This window comes from Pseudomonas sp. CC120222-01a (assembly GCF_003097235.1).
In the GTDB taxonomy this organism is placed as follows: Bacteria; Pseudomonadota; Gammaproteobacteria; order Pseudomonadales; family Pseudomonadaceae; genus Aquipseudomonas.
Map to the genome: position 1 here is coordinate 268804 of NZ_QEQQ01000006.1, position 6658 is coordinate 275461.

At 63.7% G+C, this 6658-nt stretch carries 3 protein-coding genes and 1 pseudogene; 1 reads left to right on the top strand and 3 read right to left on the bottom strand.

Annotation, left to right across the window (positions count from 1 at the left end; all coding sequences use genetic code 11):
• Positions 1 to 55 precede the first annotated feature (55 nt).
• Positions 56 to 3076, bottom strand: coding sequence for an FAD-binding and (Fe-S)-binding domain-containing protein (locus tag N430_RS11135; RefSeq protein ID WP_110636284.1), 3021 nt, complete (start codon positions 3074 to 3076; stop codon positions 56 to 58).
• Between the two features lie 152 nt (positions 3077 to 3228).
• Here N430_RS11135 and N430_RS11140 point away from each other — a divergent pair, with 152 nt between their 5' ends.
• Complete coding sequence (locus tag N430_RS11140) at positions 3229 to 4113, top strand: LysR substrate-binding domain-containing protein (RefSeq protein ID WP_110636279.1); 885 nt, start codon at positions 3229 to 3231, stop codon at positions 4111 to 4113.
• A gap of 168 nt (positions 4114 to 4281) precedes the next feature.
• On the opposite strand, the gene N430_RS11145 is transcribed toward N430_RS11140, so the two are convergent.
• Together N430_RS11145 and N430_RS11150 are read right to left on the bottom strand one after the other, a co-directional pair.
• The gene (locus N430_RS11145; protein WP_165837351.1) at positions 4282 to 5700 is read right to left on the bottom strand and encodes an amino acid permease; all 1419 of its coding nucleotides are present in this window, start codon (positions 5698 to 5700) and stop codon (positions 4282 to 4284) included.
• A 649-nt stretch (positions 5701 to 6349) separates the two neighbouring features.
• Positions 6350 to 6658 (bottom strand): annotated as a pseudogene (locus tag N430_RS11150) (IS4 family transposase); the annotation flags it as partial.

A 6658-nucleotide genomic window follows, 5' to 3' on the forward strand; every position in this document is an offset into this window, starting at 1 on the left:
TCTTCGCGGGCAAGCCCGCGAATGGGCTGCGTAGCAGCCCCCAGGGCCCTGAAGGTCAGCGCTTGGCGTACTGCAACACCACTTCCAGCGGGTGGCGCATCTGCCGCTCGGTCATGCGCTTGACCTGGCTGCGGCACGAGTAGCCGGTGGCCAGTGCTTCGCCTTCCTTGTCCAGCTTGGTCGCCCAAGACTGTTCGAAGATGGTCCGCGAAGTCTCCTGGTTGCGCGCCTCATGCCCGTAGGTACCGGACATGCCGCAGCAGCCGGTCGCCTCGGTCACCAGCTTCAGCCCCAGGCGGGCAAACACCTGCTCCCACTGTTTGGTGCTGGCCGGCACGTTGGTCTTCTCGGTGCAGTGCGCCATCAGGCGGAAGTTGCCCGGCGCGGTAGGCGCCTGCTCCGGCAGCACATCCATCAACCACTCCTGTGGCAGCTTCACCTGCGGGCATTCTTCGAGGCCCGGCACCTTCTGGTACTCCTGGCGGTAGACCAGAGTCATCGCCGGGTCCAGGCCCACCAGCGGCACGCCGCAGTCAGCCAGAGCCTTGAGCTGGGTCGCGTTACGAATCGCCGCCTTGGCGAAGGCACCAAGGAAGCCCTGCACGTGCAGCGGCTTGCCGTTGGCGCTGTACGGCGCCAGGAACACCCGGTGGCCCAGGCGATGGGCCAGTTCGATGAACGCAGCCAGCAGCGGCGTTTCGAAGTAGCGGGTGAAGGCATCTTGCACCAGCACGATGCTGCGCTCGCGCTGGGCCGGGGTCAGCTCGCGCAGGGCTGGCACGCTGGCCACGCCGACACGGCAGCGGGTCAGGGTCGACTGGAAGTTGAAGCGGCTGATCAGCGGGCTGTCGACCATGCCGATCTTGTCCGCCAGCAACTTGCTGACCCACTTCGAGCCCATCACTGCGTTGTACAGGCCCGGTGCATGGGCCAGGTACGGGATGGTGAATTCCAGCGAGCCGATCAGGTAGTCACGCAGCGGGCGCTGGTAGCGGCCGTGGTACAGCTCGAGGAAGCGCGAGCGGAAGTCCGGCACGTTGACCTTGATCGGGCACTGCCCGGCGCACGACTTGCACGCCAGGCAGCCGGCCATGGCGTCGTACACCTCGTGGGAAAAGTCTTCCTGGCCCTGGTTGCGGGCGCGGTTGTTGCGCAGCCGCGCCGGCAGGCCCTTGAGCCACGACACCTTGTTGCGCGCCGCCGCCAGCACGTCGATGTTGGCCTCGCCCTGCAGACGCAGCCATTCGCGCATCAGCGAGGCACGGCCCTTGGGCGAATGCTGGCGTTCGCGGGTGGCCTTCCACGACGGGCACATGGCGTCGTTGGGGTCGTAGTTGTAGCAGGCGCCGTTGCCGTTGCAGTGCACGGCGCTGGGGAAATCCTGCCACACGCGTTCGTCGATGGTGCGGTCGAGGTCGCCGCGCAGGGTCACGCCATCCACCGGGGTCAGGCCTTCGGTGCTGTCTGGCGGGGTGCAGATCTTGCCCGGATTCAGCTGGTTATGCGGGTCGAAGGCGCCCTTCAGGCGCTGCAGCGCCGGGTACAGTTCACCGAAGTACTCCGGCACGTATTCCGAACGCAGGCCCTTGCCGTGCTCACCCCACAGCAGGCCGCCGTAGCGCTTGGTCAGTGCCGCTACGGCGTCGGAGATCGGTTTGACCAGTGCGGCCTGGGCCGGGTCTTTCATGTCCAGCGCCGGGCGCACGTGCAGCACGCCGGCATCGACGTGGCCGAACATGCCGTAGGCGAGGCCGTAGCCATCGAGCAGCGCGCGGAAGTCGGCGATGTAGTCGGCCAGCTGCTCCGGCGGCACGGCGGTGTCTTCAACGAACGGCTGCGGGCGTACCTCGCCTTCTACGTTGCCGAGCAGGCCCACCGAACGCTTGCGCATGGTGTAGACGCGGGTCACCGCTTCGGCGCCTTCGGCCAGGGTGTGGCCCAGGCGCTCGACGCTGGTGTCGTTCTGCAGGTGGTCGATGAAGGCCTGGACCCGGGCGTTGACCTCGGCCGGCTCGTCGCCACAGAACTCCACCAGGTTGATGCCCAGGGTCGGGCGCTCGGGGTCGGCCGGGAAGTACTCGGCGACGCTGTGCCAGACAATATCCTTCATCGCCAGCATCAGCACCTTGGAGTCGACCGTTTCGATCGACAGCGGCTTGAGCGCCATCAGCGCGTTGGCGTCGCGCAGGGCGTCCATGAAACTGGTGTAGCGCACGTTGACCAGCACGGCGTATTTCGGGATCGGCAGCACATTGAGCTTGGCTTCGACCACATAGCCCAGCGAACCCTCGGCGCCGCACAGCACGCTGTTGAGGTTGAATCGGCCCTGCTCGTCGCGCAGGTGCGCGAGGTCATAGCCGGTCAGGCAGCGGTTGAGCTTGGGGAACGTGCTTTCGATCAGATCGGCCTGGGTTTCCTGGATCTCCCGGGCCATGCGGTACACCTCGCCGACCCGGCCAGGCGCAGCGCAGGCCTGCGCCAGCGCGGCGTCGTCGATCGGCAGGCTGTGCAGGCGCTCGCCGCCGAGCAGCACGCTGTGCAGCTCCAGCACGTGGTCGCGGGTCTTGCCGTAGGTGCAGCTGCCCTGGCCGCTGGCGTCGGTGTTGATCATGCCGCCGACGGTGGCGCGGTTGGAGGTGGACAACTCAGGTGCGAAGAACAGCCCGTGGGGCTTGAGCGCAGCGTTGAGCTGGTCTTTGACGGTACCGGCCTGGACCCGCACCCAGCGCTCCTCGACGTTGATTTCGAGGATCTGGTTCATGTGCCGCGACAGGTCGACGACGATACCGTCAGTCAGCGACTGGCCGTTGGTGCCGGTACCGCCACCACGCGGGGTCAGCTTGACCTGCTGGAAGCGCGGCTCGCCCATCAGCGTGGCGACCCGCGCCACGTCGTCGGCGTCCAGCGGGAACACCGCCGCCTGAGGCAGGCGCTGGTAGATCGAGTTGTCGGTGGCCAGCACCGTACGGGTGCCGTAGTCGGCGCTGATCTGGCCACGGAAGCCGCTGTTGCGCAGGGCTTCGAGGAATTCGGGGTAGTTGGCGCTCGGCGCAAGGGTCGACAGCTGGGCGATCATCGAAGGATGGCCTCTTGATATGGGCTAATTCACGGGAATCCTGTCGTTCCGGCATGCATGGTTTCATGCAGGGATGACGTATAGGCCAATGTTCCTGTAGTTTCGCTTCAGGGGCAAACGGATAATCCTGCCGCTATCAATGACTTTTATGAATGAATTACCGCCACCTGACACCGTCCATGTCGCTGCTGCTGGCTTTCGAGGCCGCCGCCCGGCATGAAAGCTACACCCGCGCCGCCGCCGAACTGTCGCTGACCCAGAGCGCGGTCAGCCGCCAGGTGCAGGCGCTGGAGCAGCAACTGGGCCTGACCTTGTTCCGCCGCGAGGGCCGCCAGGTTCAGCTGACCGACGTCGGCCGGCTGTACCAGCGCGAGCTCAGCGAAGCGCTGGGGCGCATCCGCAGCGCCACCTTGCAGGCACTGGCCTACCAGTCCGGGGTCGGCACCCTGCGCCTGGCCACCCTGCCCACCTTCGGCTCGAAGTGGTTGCTACCGCGCCTGCATGCGTTCTACAGCGCCCACCCGGGCATGCTGGTGCATATTCATTCGCGCATCGAAGCGATCAACTTCGACACCAGCGAGATCGACGCCGCCATCGGCGTTGCCAGCCATGACCTGCCGGGCTTGATCTGCCACCGGCTGCATGCCGAGGAACTGGTGGTGATCCTGCCGCCTGAAGCGGGTGGCGACGCCCAAGGCTGGAGCCCGGCGCGGATCAGTGAAGAGGTACTGTTGAACGTGGCCAACAACCCGCACGCCTGGGGCGAGTGGTTTTCCCACCACGGCCTGCCACACCGGGCGATGCGCCTGGGGCCGAGCTTCGAACTGACCTCGCACCTGATTCAGGCGGTGCGGGCCGGGATCGGCATCGGCCTGGTGCCGAGGATCCTGGTGGAGGAAGAATTGGCCAAGGGTGAGTTGTTCAGCCCGGGGGCGGCGTTTGCCAGCCAGCGCAGTTACTACCTGATCTATCCGCCCAGGAACGAGGCACTGCCTTCACTGAGGGCATTTCGCAGCTGGTTGCTGGAACAGATCTGAAACCTGTCCCGGCCTCTTCGCGGGCACGCCCGCTCCCACAGGTACCCCGAAACCTCAGGACTGTGGTGACCCTGTGGGAGCGGACGTGCCCGCGAAGAGGCCGGCAGAGACAACAAAAAACCCGATGCCAGCCACCTGACATCGGGTTTTCTTCAAGCAGCCAAAGATTTACTTGGCCACGGTACCGGCAGTGCCATTGGCCTGCGGCCGGCGACGGCCCTTGGCCAGGTACGCCAGCAGCATCGCCGCCAGCCACACCGGGATCGCGTACACCGACACCTGGATGCCCGGAATCATCAGCATGATGCCCAGGATCAGCACCACGAAGGCCAGCACCACATAGTTGCCGTACGGGTACCACAGCGCCTTGAACAGCGGCTTCTGGCCAACACGGTCAAGGTGCTGGCGGAACTTCAGGTGCGAGTAGCTGATCATCGCCCAGTTGATCACCAGGGTCGCGACCACCAGCGACATCAGCAGCTCCAGCGCATTCTGTGGCATCAGGTAGTTGAGCAGCACTGCGATCAGGGTCACGGCCGCCGACACCAGGATCGAACGCACCGGCACGCCGCGCTTGTCGACCTTGGCCAGCGAGGCCGGGGCATCACCTTGCTCGGCCATGCCCAGCAGCATGCGGGCGTTGCAGTAGGTGCCACTGTTGTACACCGAAAGCGCTGCCGTCAGGACCACGAAGTTCAGCAGGTTGGCGGCTACGTCGCTGCCCAGCAGCGAGAACACCTGGACGAACGGGCTGCTGCCGTAGCTGCCGCCGGACGCGTCGATGCTGGCGACCAGGTTGTCCCATGGGGTCAGCGACAGCAGCACGATCAGGGCACCGACATAGAAGATCAGGATGCGGTAGATGACCTGGTTGATCGCCTTCGGGATCACGGTCTTCGGCTTGTCGGCCTCGGCAGCGGTGAAGCCGAGCATTTCCAGGCCACCGAATGAGAACATGATGAACGCCAGGGCCATCACCAGGCCGCTAACCCCATGCGGGAAGAAGCCACCATGGCTCCACAGGTTGCTCACCGACGCGTCCGGACCGCCGTTGCCGCTGGTCAGCAAGTAGGCGCCCAGGCCGATCATGCTGACGATGGCCACGACCTTGATGATGGCGAACCAAAACTCCGCCTCACCGAAGAACTTCACGTTCATCAGGTTGATGGCATTGATCAGCACGAAGAACGCTGCCGCCGTGACCCAGGTCGGGATCTCTGGCCACCAGTAGTGAACATACTTGCCTACCGCCGACAGCTCCGACATGCCCACCAGGATGTACAGCACCCAGCAGTTCCAGCCCGACAGGAAACCGGCGAAGCCGCCCCAGTAGGTGTGTGCGAAGTGGCTGAACGAGCCGGCCACCGGCTCTTCGACGATCATCTCGCCGAGCTGGCGCATGATCATGAAGGCGATGAAGCCGCAGATGGCGTAACCGAGGATCATCGACGGGCCGGCGGATTTCATCACGCCTGCCGAGCCGAGGAACAGGCCGGTACCAATTGCGCCGCCGAGGGCAATCAACTGGATGTGGCGGTTCTTCAGGCCCCGCTTGAGCTCGCCTGAATGCATGTTTTGTCCACTCATGAACGAAGTCACCTGCATTGTTTTTATCTGTGACGGAATCGGACCCACCGCGCTCGTGGCGCAGCGGAATGGGCAAGGTGGTTACCTTGGGTTTCTTGCCAACGGATGCCGCCGGGGCGGATCAGCCAGGTGTGGGCAAGAGTGCGCGGTACGCAAGAGGGTCACAGGTAAAACGCGGCGCACTGTATACCCCTGCAAACGCGCAGGCGTCAACGCGTTGCATCGTTTCCTCGGGAAAAAACGCAGCGATCCTGTGGTAGGAGCCTGAAAAGGCGAAGTGATCGGCGTACATGGCGCCTCCATTTGTTGTTCTGTTGGCCCGGCTCTGCGGACGGGCTTTTGCACACGGCAATGAGCGCTATATCACCGTGGTACGGGGGTTTGGGCAAGACTGGGCGGGATGGAGGCAAGGGCTTTGCGGTGGGTGGCGTGGCAAGTTCTGTTTACACGAAGAGGAAAAATCCGAATTGCAGGCTGAATTCGCGTAGGTGCGTATAAATTTCTTTACAGGGTGGTTTGGAAACTTGCCAGTCGTCCGAAAATTTCTTTTTCTTCAATATCTTGGGGCTGCTTTGCAGCCCCAGATTCTCGCAGGCATAAAAAAACCAGCCCGAAGGCTAATGCCAGTCAGTTAAGCTGACTGGCATTTTCATTTTCGGGTCGGGTATTTTGCTGGTCGTTGCTTCACTGCTCTGGGGAACCAACGATCAGGTCGCCGATGAGGTAGGGCATACTGCGCTGCTGATGCCTGCAAGTCCGCCAGAAATCCTGGCAGGTTGCCGGGATGATTCAGTGATGTGCCATGCAGCAAGCCCAAGATTGCCCAGCTGCAGGCGGTAAAACTCATTTCGCAGGGATAAACACCTGGGCACTGCCTCGACATCTGAACCATCTGATAGCGCAGCAGGTTGTAGCCCAGCAGCACGCCCCAAAGTTCTTGCGCAATCATCTCTGGTGT